This is a genomic window from Sphaerospermopsis sp. FACHB-1094, assembly GCF_014696195.1.
GTDB lineage: Bacteria > Cyanobacteriota > Cyanobacteriia > Cyanobacteriales > Nostocaceae > Sphaerospermopsis > Sphaerospermopsis kisseleviana.
Map to the genome: position 1 here is coordinate 31,366 of NZ_JACJPT010000031.1, position 19,125 is coordinate 50,490.

At 37.7% G+C, this 19,125-nt stretch carries 18 protein-coding genes; 6 read left to right on the forward strand and 12 right to left on the reverse strand.

What is annotated here, in order from left to right; genetic code table 11:
* Window positions 1-27: 27 nt before the first annotated feature.
* Window positions 28-414 (forward strand): pentapeptide repeat-containing protein, encoded by a 387-nt coding sequence (locus H6F47_RS12000; RefSeq protein ID WP_190649320.1) that lies wholly within the window; start codon window positions 28-30, stop codon window positions 412-414.
* Window positions 415-513: 99 nt separating this feature from the next.
* On the opposite strand, the gene H6F47_RS12005 is transcribed toward H6F47_RS12000, so the two are convergent.
* The gene (locus H6F47_RS12005; protein WP_190346139.1) at window positions 514-1,962 is read right to left on the reverse strand and encodes a Ni/Fe hydrogenase subunit alpha; all 1,449 of its coding nucleotides are present in this window, start codon (window positions 1,960-1,962) and stop codon (window positions 514-516) included.
* A gap of 26 nt (window positions 1,963-1,988) precedes the next feature.
* On the opposite strand from H6F47_RS12005, the gene H6F47_RS12010 reads away from it, so the two are divergent.
* Window positions 1,989-2,129 carry a hypothetical protein gene (locus H6F47_RS12010; RefSeq protein WP_190649322.1) on the forward strand — a complete coding sequence of 47 codons (141 nt, stop codon included), beginning with the start codon at window positions 1,989-1,991 and terminating at the stop codon, window positions 2,127-2,129.
* On the opposite strand, the gene H6F47_RS12015 is transcribed toward H6F47_RS12010, so the two are convergent.
* The 7 genes from H6F47_RS12015 to H6F47_RS12045 form a co-directional block, all read right to left on the reverse strand.
* The gene (locus H6F47_RS12015; RefSeq protein ID WP_190649324.1) at window positions 2,126-2,740 is read right to left on the reverse strand and encodes a CP12 domain-containing protein; all 615 of its coding nucleotides are present in this window, start codon (window positions 2,738-2,740) and stop codon (window positions 2,126-2,128) included. The genes H6F47_RS12010 and H6F47_RS12015 overlap by 4 nt on opposite strands.
* Window positions 2,741-2,840: 100 nt before the next feature.
* Entirely contained in the window at window positions 2,841-3,386 is a 546-nt protein-coding gene (locus H6F47_RS12020; protein ID WP_096571657.1) for an oxidoreductase, read from the reverse strand.
* Window positions 3,387-3,405: 19 nt separating this feature from the next.
* On the reverse strand, window positions 3,406-3,927 hold the full coding sequence (locus tag H6F47_RS12025) for a DUF3122 domain-containing protein (RefSeq protein WP_096571656.1): 522 nt from the start codon (window positions 3,925-3,927) through the stop codon (window positions 3,406-3,408).
* 51 nt (window positions 3,928-3,978) lie between these two features.
* The gene (gene hoxU, locus H6F47_RS12030) at window positions 3,979-4,695 is read right to left on the reverse strand and encodes a bidirectional hydrogenase complex protein HoxU (RefSeq protein WP_096571655.1); all 717 of its coding nucleotides are present in this window, start codon (window positions 4,693-4,695) and stop codon (window positions 3,979-3,981) included.
* Between the two features lie 44 nt (window positions 4,696-4,739).
* Window positions 4,740-6,344 carry a NuoF family protein gene (locus H6F47_RS12035; RefSeq protein WP_190346142.1) on the reverse strand — a complete coding sequence of 535 codons (1,605 nt, stop codon included), beginning with the start codon at window positions 6,342-6,344 and terminating at the stop codon, window positions 4,740-4,742.
* A complete protein-coding gene (hoxE, locus tag H6F47_RS12040; RefSeq protein WP_137666160.1) occupies window positions 6,331-6,840 on the reverse strand; it encodes a bidirectional hydrogenase complex protein HoxE in 510 nt (169 codons plus the stop codon). The genes H6F47_RS12035 and hoxE overlap by 14 nt, the downstream gene beginning before the upstream one ends.
* Window positions 6,841-6,928: 88 nt before the next feature.
* Window positions 6,929-7,426 (reverse strand): universal stress protein, encoded by a 498-nt coding sequence (locus H6F47_RS12045; RefSeq protein ID WP_137666159.1) that lies wholly within the window; start codon window positions 7,424-7,426, stop codon window positions 6,929-6,931.
* An 875-nt stretch (window positions 7,427-8,301) separates the two neighbouring features.
* On the opposite strand from H6F47_RS12045, the gene H6F47_RS12050 reads away from it, so the two are divergent.
* Both H6F47_RS12050 and H6F47_RS12055 read left to right on the forward strand, forming a co-directional pair.
* Window positions 8,302-12,297, forward strand: coding sequence for a response regulator (locus tag H6F47_RS12050; RefSeq protein ID WP_190649327.1), 3,996 nt, complete (start codon window positions 8,302-8,304; stop codon window positions 12,295-12,297).
* A gap of 120 nt (window positions 12,298-12,417) precedes the next feature.
* Window positions 12,418-12,804, forward strand: a complete 387-nt coding sequence (locus H6F47_RS12055) for a response regulator (protein WP_096571652.1) — start codon at window positions 12,418-12,420, stop codon at window positions 12,802-12,804.
* Between the two features lie 163 nt (window positions 12,805-12,967).
* Here the strand turns inward: H6F47_RS12055 and H6F47_RS12060 are convergent, their stop codons facing one another.
* Window positions 12,968-13,696 (reverse strand): hypothetical protein, encoded by a 729-nt coding sequence (locus H6F47_RS12060; protein ID WP_190346144.1) that lies wholly within the window; start codon window positions 13,694-13,696, stop codon window positions 12,968-12,970.
* Between the two features lie 152 nt (window positions 13,697-13,848).
* Complete coding sequence (locus H6F47_RS12065) at window positions 13,849-14,505, reverse strand: phosphoribosyltransferase (RefSeq protein ID WP_190649335.1); 657 nt, start codon at window positions 14,503-14,505, stop codon at window positions 13,849-13,851.
* Window positions 14,506-14,976: 471 nt separating this feature from the next.
* Here H6F47_RS12065 and H6F47_RS12070 point away from each other — a divergent pair, with 471 nt between their 5' ends.
* Both H6F47_RS12070 and H6F47_RS12075 read left to right on the forward strand, forming a co-directional pair.
* Entirely contained in the window at window positions 14,977-15,504 is a 528-nt protein-coding gene (locus H6F47_RS12070; RefSeq protein WP_137666156.1) for a universal stress protein, read from the forward strand.
* Window positions 15,505-15,890: 386 nt separating this feature from the next.
* Window positions 15,891-16,577: an NYN domain-containing protein gene (locus tag H6F47_RS12075; protein WP_096571648.1), complete on the forward strand. Its 687-nt coding sequence runs from the start codon at window positions 15,891-15,893 to the stop codon at window positions 16,575-16,577.
* Between the two features lie 816 nt (window positions 16,578-17,393).
* On the opposite strand, the gene H6F47_RS12080 is transcribed toward H6F47_RS12075, so the two are convergent.
* Together H6F47_RS12080 and H6F47_RS12085 are read right to left on the reverse strand one after the other, a co-directional pair.
* On the reverse strand, window positions 17,394-17,633 hold the full coding sequence (locus tag H6F47_RS12080; RefSeq protein ID WP_190346145.1) for a hypothetical protein: 240 nt from the start codon (window positions 17,631-17,633) through the stop codon (window positions 17,394-17,396).
* 32 nt (window positions 17,634-17,665) lie between these two features.
* The gene (locus H6F47_RS12085; protein WP_190649329.1) at window positions 17,666-18,901 is read right to left on the reverse strand and encodes an HhoA/HhoB/HtrA family serine endopeptidase; all 1,236 of its coding nucleotides are present in this window, start codon (window positions 18,899-18,901) and stop codon (window positions 17,666-17,668) included.
* Between the last annotated feature and the right edge of the window lie 224 nt (window positions 18,902-19,125).

The window sequence follows — 19,125 nt, forward strand, 5'->3', positions numbered from 1 at the left end:
AATTTAGATAAGTTGTGAGGCTGTTTTATGCCTGAAGTCAATTTTCAACAGCCAATTAATAGTGCTGCTACTATTGTAAAAGAATACGCAGTGGGGAAACGAGACTTTGAAAGAGCAGAATTAAGTGATGCTAATCTACAAGATGTTGACTTAAAAGGATCTAATCTTAGTTATGCTTATTTAAGTACAGCTAACCTTAGCGGTGCTAATTTACGCGGTTGTGATCTTAGCTACGCTGATTTGAGTCAAGCTAATTTACAGAATGCAGATTTGCGGGGTGCAATGTTGTTTTCTGCGAATCTACGTCAAGCTGACTTGCAGGGAACCCATTTAGAGAATGCTGACTGTAACCATAACACCCATTTTCCCCACAACTTTGACCCAATGCAAGCGGGGATCAAGATGAGCGAATAACAGTATACATACTGAGGCGGCTATATCAGCCGCTTTTTTTTATACAACTAAAAGATCCCCGAATTCTCAAAGAATTTGGGGATCTATAAGATAATGTAATTAATCTCGACAAATTTGATTTACCACATTTCCATCTTTATTCACCAATTCTATCAATAAAGGCATTTGTCCCACCGCATGAGTAGAACAACTCAAACAAGGATCAAAAGCCCGAATACCAGCCTCTACCCGGTTTAACATTCCCTGTTGAATATCACTACCATTGACAAAATGACGGGCAATTTGGGCAACTGTACGATTCATTGCTAAATTATTTTGACCAGTAGCAATAATCAAATTTACCTTTGCCATCAAACCATTTTCATCAACTTTATAATGATGGAATAAAGTCCCCCTTGGTGCTTCACTGACACCCACAGCTTCTAATTGATTAATACCAGCTTCCGCCCGCAAACGAGTTGATAAAATATCTGGGTCATCCAGTAAAATTTCAATGTGTTCAATACAAGCCAAAATTTCAATTAACCGTGCATAGTGATAAAAGAAAGAAGATTTAACAGTACCAGTTCCATGACTGCGAAATTCTTTTAATTCTTTATCTGCTAACGGTGTACCAATGTGGCTACAAACATTCAACCTTGCCAATGGTCCAACGCGATACATTCCACTATCTAAACGGCAATGATCGCTTGTATCAGGATAACCTAAAGGACGATAGTAAGGAGATTTTAAATAAGAATCAGCTTGCACAGCTTCACCGATAAATTCAGGATAATTAGCAGCATCTAATTTATCAGCAACAATATTTCCTGCACTATCAACAAAGCGGATATGTCCATCGTATGTTTCCCATAGACCATCAGGAGTCACTAAACCCATAAATAAACTAGGAAAATTACCAAAAGTTTGCGCTTCTTTTTCGTAATCTTTTAGTAAACCTTTAAATAAATCTATGGCATTTAAAACCGTGGTTTTTGCTTCAGGAATGCGGTTTTGAATATGAGTGCGATTTTCTTGGGTTAAAGGATCACTGACACCACCAGGAACTGCCCAAGAAGGATGGACTTTTTTACCTCCTAATAGTTCAATAATTTCCTGTCCAAATTGCCGTAAACGAATACCACCTCTAGCTAATTCTGGGTCGGCTGCTATCAAACCAAACACATTTCTGTTTGCTGGTTCGCTGTCCATTCCTAATAATAAATCTGGGGCGCTAAGGTGAAAGAAACTCAAAGCATGAGATTGGACAATTTGCCCTAAATTCATTAACCTGCGTAATTTTGTCGCGGCTTTGGGGATAGTGACAGCCAGTATTTGATCACCTGTTTTTGCTGATGCCAATAAATGACTTACTGGACAAATACCGCAAATTCTTGCAGTAATTCCAGGCATTTCTGGGAAAGGACGACCCACACAAAACTTTTCAAAACCGCGAAATTCTGTCACATGAAACCGCGCATCATTTACTTGACCGTCATCGTCTAAATAAATACTAATTTTGGCGTGGCCTTCTATTCTCGTAACCGGATCAATAACGATTTTTTTCATATTATTTGGGAATTGGGAATTGGGAATTGGGAATTGGGAATTGGGAATTGGGAATTGGGAATTGGGAATTGGGAATAAATAATTATCTATTCACTGTCACCAGTCACCAGTCACCAGTCACCAGTCCCCAGTCCCCAGTCCCCAGTCCCCAGTCACCAATCACCTAGAGATCATAAACCCTAGCTTCTTCGGTTTCTGGAAACTCTTCACAGTATTCTTCAAAAGCTGTTTTTAAAGGTTTCATTGCCCGTTGGTGGGCTATTTCCGCTTGTATTTCTTCTACCACATCCCAAGCGGCTGCACATTCGGGGGAATTAATTCCTTTTTCTGAACAAACAAGACGAGCTTTTCTAATTTCATCTTGTAATTCTTGTTCTAACAAAATTGCATGGGGTTTTTCTAAAGCACTGCTACCAGCTAAGATGTCAGTTAATGAGATTATTCCTATTAATTCGCCACTAATTACCGGCGCACGATGTAAACGATAATTAGCAAATAATCTGGCTACATATTCTAAACCTAGTTCGGGATTGACGACAATACAAGGTTTAGTCATAATCTCATAAACACGGATTTTATTTGTATCTTTCCCGTAGGCTATGACTTTATAAACAATGTCGCTTTCAGTTACAATTCCATAAGCATCTTGATCATGACGACGATCTACAATTAACGCCCTCCAGTCTCTAGCTTTCATTAAATCAATTGCTTCTTTAACTGTAGCAGAACCGCGAATCATTGCTACATCTTTTGTCATTACATCTGCTGCTTTTAACATAATTCACCTCTTAAAAAATAGGGACTGGTGATTGGTGATTGGTGATTGGTGATTGGGTAATTAATTTGATGTTTACCTATCAACTATCAACTATCAACTATTAGCCAAATTTAATCATTTCCCGTCCTTCCATTACTGGTATTTCTCCTTTTAATAATGGTTCAAGTGCCGCACGAATGCGAGGGGCTGAAGGAGGACAACCGGGTAAATAAATATCAACTGGTACTATGTAATGAACGGGTACAACTTTATCAATTAAGGGTGGAACAATACCAGGTGAATGGGGTATTTGTTGATTAACATCTGCACCTTCAATATAAGCTAATTGCAGACTCACATCTGCATTTCCTGTTGGGTTACGCATAGCGGTTACATTTCCAGTAACAGCGCAATCTCCAAAGGAAATAATTGTTTTGGTGCGTTTCCTAATTTTGTGGATCAATTCTAAATGTTCTTCGTTAGCGATCGCCCCTTCAACTAATACCACATCCACGCCTTCGGGATATTCTTTAATATCAGCAATGGGACTATAAACTACATCAACTTGGGCAGCTAAATCTATCAACCATTCATCCAAATCTAAAAAGGACATATGACATCCAGAACATCCACCTAACCATACTGTTGCTAATTTTATTTTATCCATCTTTGTACCTTTTTATTTTTTATTTGTTACTTGTAAGTAATATTTTCCATTCTTTCACAACATTAATTGGAACTGAAATATCAATAGACTTCGCACCAGGTAAAGGTATTGCCAAATTTAAAGGTTCGGTCGGTAATTGGGGCAATATTTCAGTGAAATTATATTGACCAATTGTGGGCGCTGGTGCTTCATCTAAAAATATATCAGGAGCGTTCCAAATTTGACCAGTTTTTGAGGTAATTCTTAACGGTTGGGGGTGAATTAATTCCGCAGAACCAGGAAAACCAACTAAGCGCAAATTAATATTAGATGTTTGCCCAGAGTAAACTTGTTTAAACAAAACAACTTGCCAAACTTTACCTAAGTGATCATCTAATTTTGTTTGTGAGCGATAAAGAACTTCTCCTGGAGTTTCTTCTATTTGCGTAACAACAGCAATTGCAGTCTGGAAGGTGAAACTTCCTAAACCCAGGAATATCAATGTTGTCAATATCCCCAGGAATAGCAACCGTAAAAAGATGTTGCCAATACGGTTTAACATTGGTTTTACCTCCTGGTAATTGGTAGGAAATATTCCCCGATACCCAACCTTCTAAACATTCCATTGTTTTTTCTCTCTGGCAGTGACTAAAAATTCAATTTTGCCTCGATCATGTACCATTTCTCCCACACTAGAACCTTGATAGAACAGCGCACCTGTAGGACAGGCATTTACACACTTACCACAAGAAGTACAAGTTTGAGAAGTTCCCCAAGGCTGATTTAAATCAGTAATTACGTGAGATTTTGATCCTCTACCTGCCATGTCCCAAGTATGTGCGCCTTCAATTTCATCACACACACGAACACAGCGAGTACAAAGCACACAACGATTATGATCTATGCCAAATCTATCATGAGAAGTATCAACAGAACGTTTAGGATTTTGATATTCTAAACGTACATGATCCATGCCCATTTCTATGGCTAAATCTTGTAATTCACAATTGCCATTAGCAACACAAACAGAACAAATATGATTACCTTCGGCAAATAACATTTCGATAATTGTCCGGCGGTATTTTTGGAGGCGATCGCTATTTGTATTCACCTCCATTCCTTCAGAAACTTTGGTAACACAAGCTGGTAAAAGTCTATTCATACCAGCAATTTCTACCAAACACAAACGACAAGCACCCACATCTCCCACACCTTCTAAATGGCAAAGTGTAGGAATATGTATACCCGCTTCCTGTGCTGCTTCTAGTAAGGTTTCATCCTCACGGGCGCTAATCATTTGCCCGTTAATTGTTAATGTTTTTACTGTCATACGAATTTTAGATTTTGCAATTAGTAACTATCAATTGTCAATTGTCAATTATCAATTATCAAAGCTAAATACTCATCTCGAAAATATCGCAAAGTGCTAAAAACTGGATTTGGTGCAGACTGTCCTAAACCACATAAACTGGTATATTTCACCATGTCACACAATTCTTCTAATAATTGCAAATCAGCTTGTGCAGCTTTACCATCACCAATCTTCACTAATAAATCATGAAGTTGCACAGTTCCCACCCTACAAGGAATACATTTTCCACAGGATTCATCCATACAAAATTCCATGAAAAATCTCGCCACATCTACCATATTTGTGGTTTGATCCATGACAATCATCCCACCAGATCCCATCATTGATCCCAAAGCAGTCAATGATTCATAATCTACAGGTGTAGCAAATTTTGACGCAGGTATACATCCCCCGGAAGGTCCTCCAGTTTGTACTGCTTTAGCAATACCACTATCAGGAACACCACCACCCATTTCTTGAACAATTTCCTCTAAAGTTGTCCCCATAGGTACTTCTATTAACCCTGTATTGCGGATTTTTCCAGCTAGTGCAAAAACCTTTGTCCCTTTACTTTTTTCTGTGCCAATACTCGCAAACCATTCCGCACCATTTCTCATAATTGGTGCAATATTCGCAAAGGTTTCTACATTATTAATTAAGGTGGGATAACCCCATAAACCAGATTCCGCCGGATAAGGTGGCCGGGGGTGAGGAACACCACGTTTACCTTCAATAGAAGCCATTAATGCTGTTTCTTCACCACAAACATACGCACCTGCACCAATACGAATTTCTATTTTAAAATCAAAGGGTGATTCAAATATTTGTGACCCTAAAAGTCCTAATCTTTGGGCTTGGCGAATAGCAGTTTCTAATCTTTTAATAGCGGTGGGATATTCTGCCCTCACATAAATATAACCTTGACTTGCCCCCACAGCATAAGCAGCGATCGCCATTCCTTCTAATACTCGATGAGGATCACTTTCTAATACACTCCTGTCCATAAATGCACCCGGATCACCTTCATCCGCGTTGCAAATAACAAACTTTTTCTCACCTTGAGATTTTGCCACTGTCGCCCATTTTAAACCTGTGGGATAACCAGCACCTCCCCTTCCTCTTAACCCACTTTTAGTAATAGTTTCTACTACTTCAGTAGGTTTCATTTCTCTTAGCACTTGGTAAAGGGCTTGATAACCATTTTCCACAATGTAAGATTGAATCCTATCCGGGTCAACTTTACCACTATTTTCTAACACAATGGGTAATTGTTTAGTAAAAAATGGTTGGCTCAAATCTTGCTGTTTTAAATCTGTTTCCTTACCCTGTACAGCCTCAATCACTTTTGCTGCATCCTCTGGGGTAACTTGTTCATAAAGTTTCGTTTCTTTGTTGTTTTCTTGATCCACCTGAACTAAAGGACCTTGACAACAAAGCCGCATACAACCCACACCAGAAACATGAATTTCATCCTCTAAACACGCAGCTTTTACAGATTTTTCTAAGTTATCTTTCACCATTTGAGAACCAGAAGACAAACAACCCGCAGCAGTACAACAACGAATCTGTACAGGTTTCGCCTGAGAACGTTCTATTCTGGCAATTTCTAATAATTCATTTAGTTCCATTCTGCCATTCTCCCACTTTTTCACAAACTGTTTCTGAAGTTTGATTTCCTAAAACAGCACCATCAAAAACTACCGCCGGTGCAATACCACAAGCACCTAAACATCTTGCAGTTAACAGGGAAATTTCCCCATCAGGTGTTGTATCTCCAGCTTTAATTTTGGTGGTATTTTCTAAACTTGTTAAAATCTCCTGTGCGCCTTTTACATAACAAGCAGTACCTGTACAAACTACACAATTATGTTTACCTTTGGGCGCAAGGGAAAATAAATGATAGAAAGTTGCTACCCCATAAACCCGACTGGGTGGTAATTTTAATTGGTGGGCAATGTACAACAATAAATCTAGTTCTAAATAACCGAATAATTCTGAAGCCCGATGGAGAATTTCAATCAGTGCATCTTGTTGATATTGATGCCGTTTGATAGTTGCGTCCAACATTTTCAAACGTTTATCTCCACTCGGATGATTCTTAGGAGGTGAATCTGTAGTTTTCATAAGTATTGATAATTGTTGATTGATTGGTAATTGGTAATTGGTAATTGGTAATATTTAAAAATCTTCCCTATTCCCTATTCCCTATTCCCTATTCCCTATTCCCTATTCCCTCAAAATGTATAATATACACAGAACAAGGTGCATGATGTAAAACATAATTACTAACACTACCGATTAAAAATTCGGTGATTCCAGACAGTCCACGTCGTCCAATCACAATCAAATCCGCATTCCATTCTTTGGCAAAGTTACAAATTACTTTACCCGGACTACCAACATTTTGCGAAAATTCAGTATTAATGTTCTCAGAATTTGCTTGGGCGCAGAATTTTTGTAACATTTCCAAACCCTCGTCTTTACGCACTTCCAGCTTTTGCAAGTACCTTTTCATGCTGTCATCACCCCAGCCTGGATAGTAATCCATCTGAGAAATAACCATTACATCATGAATGCCGTCTTCATCAGGTGATAAAACGTGCAATAGCATTAATTTGGCTGATGTTAACCTTGCTAAAGACAGGGCTTGTTCAAAAACTTGCTTTCCCATGTCCGAGCGATCCAATGCAACTAAAATTTTGTTAAACATCGCTACCCCCATCTTAGCTCGCCAATTATTGAAAATAGCTCTTTCTGCTTTCTAGATTCTTGGTTAGTCAAAATATGTTTATTTCATTTGGATTTCTTGACACTAATCTTCACAATTCGTTAATTTTTCACACCTGCCCTGTGACTTGGTTTTACACTTATGCTTATAGGCAAACAATTTGAGGAACTTGTGAGGATAGATTATAGGACTTACGCAAGATATGACTAAAAACCTTATTCTTGCGTAGGGGTAATTCATGAATTACCCCTACTTTCGTTCCCTTTTGCGTAAGTCCTGGATTATTGGTAATTCAGTCAGTATTCATCTGAGAAATTGGTTAATTACAGCAGGAGTCAGGAGTAAAACTGGCTTTGTGTATAGGTTTTAATTTAGATTCTGTACCGTATGGCTAACGCCACGCTACTCTATCGGCTGACGCTCACGGCGAAGCCTCATTGATCTGCAATCTGCTGTATCCAATAGGTATGTTTGGCGTAAGCCTGAAAAAGCTGACTACTGAGGGCTGTTAGCTGAATGCTTACTGATAATCAAAGCAATTTACAGGCTAGTATTTATATTTAATTTATATTTAATTTATATTTAATTTATATTTAATTTATATTTAATTTATATTTAATTTATATTTCATCATCTACTGATTTATCAATTATTCTGACTTGTTAGCACCGAATTATTACAGAATATATATTTTCAGCTTGATATAAATTTATATTTCTACATCAATGTTACTATGTTACTATTTAATGTATAGAGTTAAACTTGTTTAAATTATATCTAGGAAAACATAATTTAATATTAAGTTGTTTTCCACTATTACCAGCTTTTAAAGCTACTAGATTAGGGAAGCTTTTAATATGAAGATTTTAGTGATCGAGGATGACCAGTTAAATGCCTATGCACTTACCACCTTTCTCACTGAGCAAAATTATGCAGTAGAAGTGGCCAATGATGGTGATGCAGGCTGGGATTTAGTCGAAACTTACGACTATGATTTAATTCTTTTAGATGTTATACTACCCAAAATGGATGGTATTAGTTTATGTAAGAAAATCCGCTCTAGTGGTCGGCAAGTACCGATTTTATTATTAACAGGATGTGATAGCTCTCACGATAAAGCCATTGGCTTAGATGCAGGTGCTGATGATTATGTAGTTAAACCTTTCAATCAAGAAGAACTTATAGCTCGTGTTAGGGCATTATTAAGACGGGGAAGCATCGCTTCACAACCTGTATTAGAATGGGGTAACTTAAGATTAGATCCCAGTAGTTGTGAAGTAATATATCAGCAGAATCTCCTCTCACTCACACCAAAAGAGTATGCTTTGTTAGAACTCTTGATGCGAAATAATCGCCGAGTCTTTAGCTGTGGCATGATTTTAGAGCATCTTTGGTCCTATGAAGACACACCGGGAGAAGAAGCCGTTCGCACCCACATTAAAGGTTTACGTATGAAGCTAAAATCAGTGGGAGCGCCTCACGATTTAGTAGAAACAGTATATGGTATTGGTTATCGTCTTAAACCCCAGGAAGATGAAGAAAAGCAATTAGGAAACAGGGGAAATAAAAAGACCAAAGAAACAGGAGAAACAGGGGTATTCAAGGATCAGAAAAGGAATTTAAAATCTCAGCAAACTCTGACAGCTATTGGGGCAATTTGGCAGCGATTTCGTGGACGGGTAGAGGAACAAGTTACTATCATAGAACAGGCAGTACAACAAATTGTAAATTCAAGCTTAAACTCAAGCTTAAACTCAGAAGTGCAAACTGAAAATTCATCACTTGCGCTATCACAGGCTATTAAAGAAGCCCACACTTTAGCGGGATCTTTAGGCACTTTTGGTTTACCTAATGGTTCAGAATTAGCGAGAAAAATTGAGAAATTACTCAAATCTGGTAAAACCCTAACTACAAGTGATACAACCAATCTCAAAAATTGGGTTAAATTACTCCGTCAAGAAATTGATAGCAAAAATCAGGAAAATCTACCCTGCCATAATAATAACCATAAACATTCTTTAAATTTACCACAACCATTAGACCAAACAACCACTAAAGCCAAAATATTAGTCGTAGATGATGACCCACAAATTTTAGCATTATTACAAACATTACTTACACCTTGGGGAATGGAAATTATTCCACTTAATTATACCCTGCATTTTTGGCAAACTTGGCAAAGCGTCCAGCCAGATATGCTAATTTTAGATATAGAAATGCCTGGTACAAATGGGATTGAATTATGTCAAATGATTCGCAATGATCCCCAAGGTAGTGAACTACCAATTTTATTTCTTACTGTCCATAACGATGTCGAAATAGTGAATCAAGTTTTTAGCGCAGGTGCTGATGATTTTGTCAGCAAACCCATCATAGAATCGGAGCTAGTTAACCGCATTATTAACAGATTAGAACGGGTGAAACTGTTAAGAAGAATGGCGCAAAATCGAAACAAGCAAGTTAATAACCTAGAAAATCAAAGTAGATTTATTCAGGAAAGTTATCACAATTTAGTAGAAGTTTATCCAGAAGCAATTTTGATTGTCAGTGCAGATAAATTTGTCTTTGTCAACAGTGCCACAGTGAAACTTTTTGGTGTTACATCAACAGCAGAATTATTAGGTAAGAAATTTATTGACTTTGTACATCCCGATTTTCACAGGGAAATGAACAAAGAACTGCAAAATATCCAAATCAATAAACAATCAATTTCCTTGCATGAAGTTAAGTTTGTCAGATTAGACGGTAGGAAAATTCATGTAGAAATAGTGGTTGCTTCTCTCACCTACCAAGGTCAATCAGCAGCCCAAATATTTGCTCGTGATATTACTCAACGCAAGCAAACAGAATTAGCACTGCACAAAGCTAAAGACGAACTAGAATTAAGAGTAGCAGAACGTACAGCCGAGTTAATTACTGTTAATCACCAATTACAATCACAACTCGATGAAAGACGACGGACACAGGAAGCCCTGCGAATTTCTCAAACTCGATTTGAAGGCATTTTAAGTATAGCTGATGATGCCATTATTTCTATTGATAGTAATCAAAAAATTACTTTATTTAATCAAGGTGCAGAAAAGATTTTTGGCTACTCTGCTCAAGAAGTGCTAGGAGAAAAACTAGATTTACTCTTACCTATGCGCTTTGCTGAACAACATCGCCATCATGTATCTGATTTTGGTAAATCTTCAGGTTCTGCTCGCAGAATGGGAGAAAGAAGAGAAATATTTGGTTGCCGCAAAGATGGTACTGAATTTCCCGCAGAAGCTTCTATTTCTAAATTAGAAGTGGGTGAAGAATGTGTTTACACAGTAATATTGCGAGATATAACTGAACGTAGACAAGTGGAAAAAATGAAAGATGAATTTGTCTCTGTTGTTAGTCATGAATTGCGTACTCCCCTAACATCAATTCACGGATCTTTAGGAATGTTAGCTAGTGGTTTATTACCAACAGATTCAGAACAGGGTAAACGCTTGTTGCAAATAGCCACTGATAGCACCGAGCGTTTAGTAAGATTAATTAATGACATTCTCGACATTGAGCGCATCGAGTCGGGTAAAGTCAAAATGGAACGGGAAACTTGTAATTCAGAAGATTTAATTAACTCGGCTGTGAATATTATGCAGCCTCTAGCCAATAAAGCTGGGGTAAAATTATCTATTTCTAGTGTATCTGTAAAACTCTGGGCTGATCCGGATCGGATCATTCAAACTTTAACAAATTTGTTGAGTAATGCGATTAAATTTTCCACATCTGGGGCTACAGTTTCCTTGCTGACAGAATTAAAAGAAAATGAGGTGCTGGTGACAGTTACAGATACTGGACGGGGAATACCATCTGATAAGTTAGATAGTATTTTTGAACGATTTCAACAAGTTGATTCTTCAGATTCACGCAACCACGATGGTACTGGTTTAGGGTTAGCGATTTGTAAGAGTATTGTACAGCAGCACGGCGGACAAATCTGGGTAAAAAGTTTGTTAAACAAAGGTAGTAGTTTTTATTTTACACTGCCAATTGGCCAGATTGATCAAACACTTGAATTAGAAAATTTAGCCACTGAAGAAACTGAAGAAATTATCATTAATAATCAGCATTCTCCTTTGGTTTTAGTTTGTGATGATGATGCGGTAATTCGTAGTGAATTAAAAAACTTATTGGAACAAGGGGGATATCGGGTAATTACAGTAGATAGTGGTGAAGAGGCGATCGCTCAAGCCGTTGCTCAACATCCCGATGTCATTGTATTAGACTTAGTCATGCCCGGTATGAATGGCTGGGAAACAATGGCACTATTAAAGAAACGTCCAGATACTCAGGATATACCAATTGTGATTTGTAGTGTCTACAAACCCAATAAAAATAATCAACCCAGTGCTAATTTTGTTGATTGGTTAAGCAAGCCAGTAGAGGAAAATTCCCTGTTAAATTCCTTGAGAAAAGTTGTATCTGAACCTTCTCGCAAAGTTAAGATTTTAATTGTTGAAGATGATCATGATTTGGCAGATTTATTAGCAACTTTGTTTGCTAGACATGATATTGAAACTTTCCTGGCTAAAACTGGTAGAGAAGCTATTCATCTCAGTCAAAAGGTAAATCCTGATTTACTAATTCTTGATTTAATCTTGCCAGAGAGTGATGGTTTTACAGTTGTAGATTGGTTAAAACAACATAATCAACTTTTTAGTATTCCCGTAGTTGTTTATTCTGCTAAGGATTTGGATGATTCGGAACGCCATCGACTAAAATTAGGACATACAGAATTTTTGACTAAAGGAAGAGTTACTACCCAAGAATTTGAACAACGGGTGATGGATCTGCTACAAAGAATTACCCATAATCATTAGTCAAGAGTCAGATCGGGAAAATGATGTTACAATCAACATCAGTATCTCACATTCCCAATCTAAAATCTAAAATCTAAAATCTAAAATCTAAAATCCAAAATTTATCAGGGGATAGAAATTATGAACAAAAAGCGAATTTTAGTAGTTGATAATGAGCAGTATATTCAAGAAGTAGCCAAAATTTGTTTAGAAACTGTTGCAGGTTGGGAAGTGCTGACAGCTAGTTCTGGGAAAGAGGGAATAGTACAAGCAGAAAATCATCAACCAGATGCTATTTTACTAGATGTCATGATGCCAGATATGGATGGAATTGCTGCTTTTGCAAATTTACAAGCAAATCCAAATACAAAAGAAATTCCTGTGATTTTGTTAACTGCCAAAATTCAAGCCGCTGATCGTCGTCGCTATGCTCAGTTAGGTATGAAAAGTGCGATCGCCAAACCATTTAATCCTCTAGAATTAGCCGGTCAAGTAGCATCTGCCTTGGGTTGGAATTTGGAAAATTAAAACAATTAATTATATCAACTATTGATTTACTCTTATTTCCTTAGCTGAATCTTAACTATAAGTGTTTTCAATCAGAGACTAAGTGAAATAATTGAATTTAATTGAGGAATGAACTTAGGGGAGGTTTTTAACATTGAATGAAACAATTATCAATTATCAATTGTCAATTATCAATTAATAACGACATTGCGTGTAAATGCAATTCCTTTTCCTCAACAGGTGAAAGATAATATTTAAACCATTGACTCGCTAATCTTCCTACTTCCTCCATAGCACCAGGTTCGCTAAACTTGTGACTAGCTTCAGGAATAATTTCTAATTGTTTATGCTGAGTGGGAATTTCTACTATTGCATCCTCATTCATAGCAATTATCGCACAATCATGACCACCAACAATCAACAAAGTTGGAGTTTGTACATAACCAAGACTTTCAATTACCAAATCAGTATAACCACTACGGCAAACAATCGCCCCCACATTCATCGGACGAGCTAATGCAGCTAAAAATGCTGCCCCACTACCTCTATTTACACCAAAGTAACCAACTTTTAAATCACGAGTCAGGGTATTTTCAAACAACCAGTCTGTGACGGTAATTAACCGCGAAGCCAGAAAACTAATATCATAACGTAAATGTTGAGTACGCTGATCAATTGCATCTTCTTCTTCCGTCAATAAATCTATTAATATAGTTGCCAATCCTTCCTGCTGACGCAACAAATGAGCTAAATAATGATTGCGGCTACTATAGCGACTACTGCCACTACAATGAGCAAATACAACAATTCCCTGAGCTTCTGGCGGTACAACTAATTCTCCTTTGAGTCTTAGTAGTCCTACCTCAATAGTAACTATTTGCTCTAAAACATTCCCAGATTCTTGAGCTTTCATTGGTTTAACCTTTTAAGTGATTGGTGATTGGTAATTGGTAATTGGTGATTGGTGATTGGTGATTGGTGATTGGTAAAATCTAAAATCGTAAGTATTCAGCTATCAGTAATCAATAATCAGCTGATAATGGCAGAAACAAAGATTTAGCAGCATTAATTGAGGAAGTTTACACTCTGTAAATCTAAAATTTCTCTCACTTCCTCATCAGTAGTTTGGGAAAAGTCTTCATACCATAATCCAATCGCAGAGAGGATTTCTGGAATTTGCAAACACACTATTTCATCTACTTCTGACTGCAATTCTTTATAAGTGCTTGTCGGTGCAACTGGTATAGCAACAACTATTTTTTTAGGTTGTTGTTGTTGAAGAATCGCAATAGCAGCACGCATAGTTGAACCAGTAGCAATACCGTCATCTATCAAAATCACAGTTTTATTTTCGACGTTTAGAGGTGGAGCATCCCCGCGATAAGTGCGATCGCGCCGCTGTAATTCTTGCAACTCCTCAGCCGCAACTGCCTGAATCGCTTCTTTATCTATTCCCAACGTATTTATCACATCAGAATTTAGTACCCCTATTCCCCCAGAAGCGATCGCCCCCATTGCCAATTCTTTATGACCAGGTACACCCAATTTTCTCACTATACAAACATCCAAAGGTGCATTTAAAGCTTTCGCTACTTCAAACGCCACTGGCACACCCCCACGCGGTAAAGCTAACACCAACAAGTTTTCTTCGTTAGCATAAGCGGTCAAATTTTGCGCTAACATTTTTCCTGCTTCTTTACGGTTGCGAAATCTTAACACCATCACCATCACCTCCTGATACTGATTTTGGATTTCGGATTTTAGCTGCAAGGATTTTGCATGGGTAACTGATAATTGGTGATTGGTAATCAATCTTTTCCCCTAACTATTACCTATGATTTTTGTAAATCTTCGTAACAGACAGAAAACTTTTAAATTTGTGATCCTTGTTGCACTGTTAAAGATACAGCCTATTTTCTTATAAAATCTCGAATCAGTTCATTCCTAATTCCTGATTTAAAAATTCTGATCCTGACTCCTGACTCCTGACTCCTGACTCCTGACTCCTGACTCCTGACTCCTGACTCCTGAATTCTTACAACAAGTTTACAATATTGATACTCAGCGAGTTGATGATTTATTATTCCTGCATATTTCCCAAAAATTGATTAACATGGCCAATATAGCCGAAGTTATATCAGATAAAAACCACAATAGGTATAGATTTAAAATACTCCCCAAGGAAGACTAACTATGTTTCACAAAATTTTAGTTGCTCTCGACAACTCAGAAAGAAGTCAGTATATTTTTGATCAAGCTCTATTTTTGGCTCAGGCAAGTGAGGCAGAAATGATGTTGCTTCACGTTCTATCCCCCTTAGAAGATCCTTACATCAATCCCATATTTTTGCAACCAGAAACAATTTATCCTACCTTGCATACTGAAACTATTAATCAATATATGCAAGCTTGGGATAAACTAAAACAAGATAGACTAGATTGGATGCGATCGCTAACTCAAACGGCAATTAAGGCAGGTGTCAAAACTGAATTTACCCAAACAGTAGGTGATGCAGGCCGAGTGATCTGTGAATTAGCTTTAAGTTGGCCAGCTGACTTAATTATAGTCGGTCGCAGGGGACGTACTGGCATCAGTGAAGTTTTATTAGGCAGCGTCAGCAACTACGTTTTACATCATGCTTATTGCTCTGTTCTCACCATACAAGGCCTCACGCCTCTTACCATAGAAAACACCGAAAATACAAAAGTAACTTCCACCTGAAATGATCACAATTTTTTAATATTTTTTTAATATTTGTCCCTGTGCCAACAGGGATCTTGAAATACTCCCAAATTCTGGGTTATCACTTCAATATCAGCCATAAGTCCAAATACACCAGTGCAGGTAAATGAACTACAGAATTTTAGAAAATTTCCCTTCAAAATCCAGTATCAAGCCTGGTTTACTCCTGACTACTTACTGCACAGACATTCCGCCCAAACTTCTCTACTGACTCATGAATTCTGCTGTAAGTTAAGTTTATTTGCAAATCTTCTCTTGAGAGAGTTTCTTGCTAAGTTTACTACAAAGGTTATGAACTTAGCAGCGACTATACTAGATAATAGCAATTTATCAAAGACATCCCAATTTAAAATCTTGAGGCATCAATGAATTTTACTAATCTTCACAAAAAAACAAACGAATATAAAGAACTTAAAGAAAAACCACATTGGCAAGGACCAACTGCAATCAAAACAACTGTCAAAGGTCGAGATATCAAGCCACAAGAGGCTATTAACGATATGAGCATTGGTGATGATCTTAATCGCGGTAGAGTAGCCATTTTTATTGATGGTTTAAGCTTATTTCACTGTGCCTTGCAACTAGGCATTGAAATTGACTATGTTAAATTACTTTGTCGTTTAACTCAAACCTCTAGGCTTTTACGGGCTTTCTTTTATACTGGTGTTGATGCCAGCAAAGAAAAGCAACAGGGGTTTCTGTTGTGGATGCGTCGCAATGGCTATCGTGTAGTCACCAAAGATATACTTGCAGTTTCCGAGAATGGTAAAAAACCCAATCTCAATGTGGAAATTGCTGTGGATATGATTACTCTAGCTCCCTACTACGATACTGCTGTGTTAGTCAGTGGAGATGGAGATTTAGCCTATGCTGTCAATGCAGTTACCAGCTTGGGATCTAGAGTAGAAGTAATTGGCCTACAAAGCATGACCAGTGATAGCCTGATTGATGTGGCTGATTATTTCATTGATTTCGACAGTATTAAACAGTACATTCAAAAAGATTCTCAAGTCGGTTATACTTATCGGTCTTCGTCTACTTCCCAACTTTAAATTCCCATTTAATTACTTTAACTACTGACTCTTCACTCCTGAATTTTGAGGTCAGCATTTTCCCAGCTATTTTGTCTGTTCCAAATTAACTGGTTCTAGTACATCTAATGAGGATGTAGCTGATGCTGCATTTTATTTGCCACTTTTTTAGACCTGTGCTATACCAAAAAAGGAATAGCTGATTAACATTTATATGTATAATTGCTATCCTAACTACCTTATCAATTGATAATTGTCCATTGTGAAAGACTTGGCGCAAAATGTATGAGAGGAAGTAATCAGAACCAAAAAATTATTTAGGAGTGCAAATAGTGACCCAGATCCAATTAACATTAGTGATTAGTTACCTACTAATGACTTGCTATTTTTTTACCAATTGGTTAAAGTTTTCCCTTCTTCACCCTACATATACACCAGAGGATAAATTTTTATCCTTTGTTATGTTTGTAATCACTACCATTTTCTGGCCTGTAATTATTCCCATATCTTGCTTCAAAATCCTCAAAAATCGCCAATTGGAATCTAATACTATAATTCCTGTGCTTTTAGCTATTTTTGCTCTTAGCTTTTCCTACTATATCACCTCTCTTTGAATAGTTATCATATCTGTTTGGAAAGGTAACAGGTAACAGGTAACAGGTAACAGGTAACAGGTAACAGGTAACAGAAGGCAAAAGACAAGAGGCAAAATAATTTTAGATTTTAGATTTTAGAGGTTGTTTGAAAACTTTTTCGTGTGGGATTTGACACCCGCAGATTCCCCATTATCCCCCTGAAAAAGCAGGGCATTTTCCAAGTCGGGGGTAAATTGCAAAATCATTTCCCCAAAACCCTTTTCCACAGGTCAATAGAGGCTTTTTTTTCTAATTTTTGATTAATTAATATGAAAAACAAGCCCAAATATTGATGGTCAAAAGGTTCTAGCGATCGCAAATTTAGAGAATGAAAACGCCCTGCTTTGTAAGGGTGGTTGGGTGTATCTCCATGAATTCTAATACTTTTCCAACATCCTCTGAGATTGGAGATAACAAAAACAATCCAAAATCCAAAATCCAAAATAAATAACTCCTGCTTCCTGCCCACTCTAATTATTGGAGATTTGTGGGAAAAGTTCCAGGTCTAACAGCGATATTAATACTTTGTCCATTGCGACGTAAATCTAAGCGTAAATTCCCTCCCACTTGTGCTTTTTCTACCGCTTTCTGTACAGCAGATGCTTCTGTTACTGCTTCACCGTTTAGCCTTTGAATCACATCCCCAGCACGTATTCCAGCTTTCGCTGCGGGTGAGTCGGGCATAACTCTAACTATTAATACTCCTTGATTTTCATTCACAGTTAAACCACTGTTGGGATCTGAATTAATCCGTTGCTTTAACTCAGGTGTGATCCCTACCATCTGAATGCCTAAATATGGATGTTGCGCTTTACCTGTAGTGATTAATTGATCAGAAATTCGTTTTGCTGTATTAATAGGAATTGAAAATCCTAAACCTTGCGCTCCCTGAATGATTGCTGTATTCATACCAATCACTTCTCCACGAGCATTTAGCAATGGACCGCCAGAGTTACCAGGGTTAATTGCTGCGTCGGTTTGAATAAATTCTACTCGTTTATCAGGAACACCTACTTGGTTGCTAGAACGTCCTGTGGCGCTAATAATACCTGTAGTTACAGTATTATCTAAACCCAAGGGATTACCAATAGCGATCGCCCATTGTCCCGGTTGTAACTGATCAGAATTACCCAAAGTCACCGTCGGTAAATTATTCGCTTCAATCTTTACCACTGCCACATCAGTTAATTCATCTTTTCCTACTACTTTACCTTGAAAAGTGCGTCCATCCTTTAAAGTGACTGTCACCCTATCCGCACCTTCAACCACATGAGCATTGGTAAGAATACGACCATCCGCACTTATGATGAAACCTGAACCCGCACCTCTTTCTACCCGGTTTCCTCCTTGCGGTAATCTTGACCCAAAAAACTGCCGGAAAAACGGATCATTAAATTCTTCCGGTATCCTGCTTTGCACAGTGCGGGAAGAATTAATTCGCACCACCGCAGGTCCTACTCTCTGTACAACCTGAGTCACAAAATTCGGATCTGTGTTTCCTGGTAATGGCGGCGCTGCGTTTACACTTTGTACAGCTAGTTTAGATGCAGTTTCAGCCACTTGCTGTTGGTTATTTGCTAAATAGCCTCCTGCAAAAGTCATCCCTGATCCCAGCAACACCAAGGATAAAGAAGCCGCTGCTTTTTTCCAAGGCGCATGATCATGGCTTTTGGTTAACAGATTATCTTTGTCTTGAGGTTGGTTTTGCATTTCTTTATCTGAAAGGATATTTAGAGTTGTTACTAATGTAGATATTTTTTTGGCAGATTTTGTTGCCCAATTCCAGCATTGTCAACTTTTTAGCTGCTATTAATCAGCACCAGTATTTAGGGCTTGCTGAATAAACCCAAAATACTCGTAAATCAAAGGTTTGAGGCTGATCAGGAGGAAAGAAAGTGCAAGATTTTTGAAGGGTATACCTTAAAAACTGTGCA